This window comes from Salinivibrio sp. IB643 (genome assembly GCF_001996105.1).
GTDB classification, from domain to species: Bacteria; Pseudomonadota; Gammaproteobacteria; order Enterobacterales; family Vibrionaceae; genus Salinivibrio; species Salinivibrio costicola.
In genome coordinates this window covers 1-1,458 of the sequence record NZ_MUFF01000084.1, presented here as the reverse complement: position 1 = coordinate 1,458, position 1,458 = coordinate 1, and the positions used below count along the sequence as shown (strand labels likewise).

Genomic DNA, 1,458 nt, shown 5'->3' with positions numbered 1-1,458 from the left:
GGCCATGGCATCGGCAACCTGTTGGCCTTGTTCGCTGTATTGAATGGCTTCAGTGGCAAGGGTATCGGTGAGCGTGCACGCATGGCTGCTGCCCGCACGAATTTTTTCCACCAGCTGGGTAATATCTTGGGTGGCAGTGGACGTGCGCTCGGCAAGGTTGCGTACTTCATCGGCAACCACCGCAAACCCTCGGCCCTGCTCACCGGCGCGTGCCGCTTCAATCGCTGCGTTTAAGGCTAAGAGGTTGGTTTGATCGGCGACATCACGAATCAAATTGACAATGCCACTCACCTCTTGGGCGTGTTGATCGAGCGAGCGAATCGCTTCCGACGATTGCTGACATTGCGAAGATAACGACTGCACATGGCGCGCAAGGTCATTGACTTGCTCGGCGCATGATGCCGCTTGATGGCTCACTTCGGTCACACGCTCTTTTTCACCATTAATGGTGTCCGCCAAGGTGGCCAGAGAGGATTGGGTGGCGTTGATCGAATCACCAAAGTGGCATAAGTTGGCGTCGATGGCTTTTCCCGTTTGGCGTTTTTTCTCTACGGTAGCTAATTCTGCCTGCAATGCAGCTTTCTCTGCATTCAGCGCGTCGATGGTCTGATTAATCTGCTCAATTTTTTGCTGTAGAGCGACTTGTTTTTGCTGTTCTTGTTCAAGTTGACGACGGGATATAAACACGCAAAGCCCTCCATTGATTCGCTTTCTCCATTGTACGCTTTGTAAAACAATATATGCATGCAATCGATTAAACTGTGATCGCATTGACGCCAAGCGCCTGATTTAAACTGTAAACCTGACGCAAATCACTTCATACTGCGATCACTGAAGTGAATGAGCGAAAATTTATGACCTTTTGGTTGCTTTTTAAACGTTGGATTATCAGCCGCTTCGCCCATTTGAACGGGCGTATGCTCGGCTTGGTGGTACTCGCCTATGGCGTGATTGGCTGGCTACTTTTATATGGGGCGGGCGAGACCGCGATGACCCAGTCGCTGAGCCGCTATGTGTATTACTTGATTGTGACGGCCTCGACCGTTGGCTACGGCGATTATTCCCCCGTTACTGAGTGGGGGCAATGGATCACGTCTTTTTGGATTATTCCCGGCGGCTTAGGATTGTTTGCGGTGGTGATTGGGCATGTCACCGGATCACTGGTGGATTATTGGCGACGCGGGTTACAAGGAAAACGGAGCATTAGTGTGAAAAATCATCTTCTTATCTTAGGCTGGAACGGACAACGTACGATACAGCTAATTCGTTTATTGCAAAGCGGAGTGCACGGTGAGCGCCCGATTGTGCTTTGTGCGCGCGCAGAAATCGAAAACCCACTGCCTGGAGAGGTGGAATTTGTGCGCGTGGCAAGTTTTACCGATGCTGAAGGCATTGCCCGCGCCAAGGTCGAGCATGCCTCGAGTATTATTATTGATAACCCAGAAGATGATATTACTT

General features: G+C 50.7%; 2 protein-coding genes. One reads left to right on the top strand and one right to left on the bottom strand.

Going from position 1 to position 1,458, the window contains the following annotated elements; genetic code table 11:
* Positions 1 to 687 (bottom strand): methyl-accepting chemotaxis protein (locus tag BZG77_RS15150; RefSeq protein WP_274532612.1); only part of this gene is annotated, 687 nt, incomplete at its 3' end.
* A gap of 167 nt (positions 688 to 854) precedes the next feature.
* On the opposite strand from BZG77_RS15150, the gene BZG77_RS14570 reads away from it, so the two are divergent.
* Positions 855 to 1,458: ion channel (locus BZG77_RS14570; protein WP_241844171.1), on the top strand; the 604-nt coding region annotated here is incomplete at its 3' end.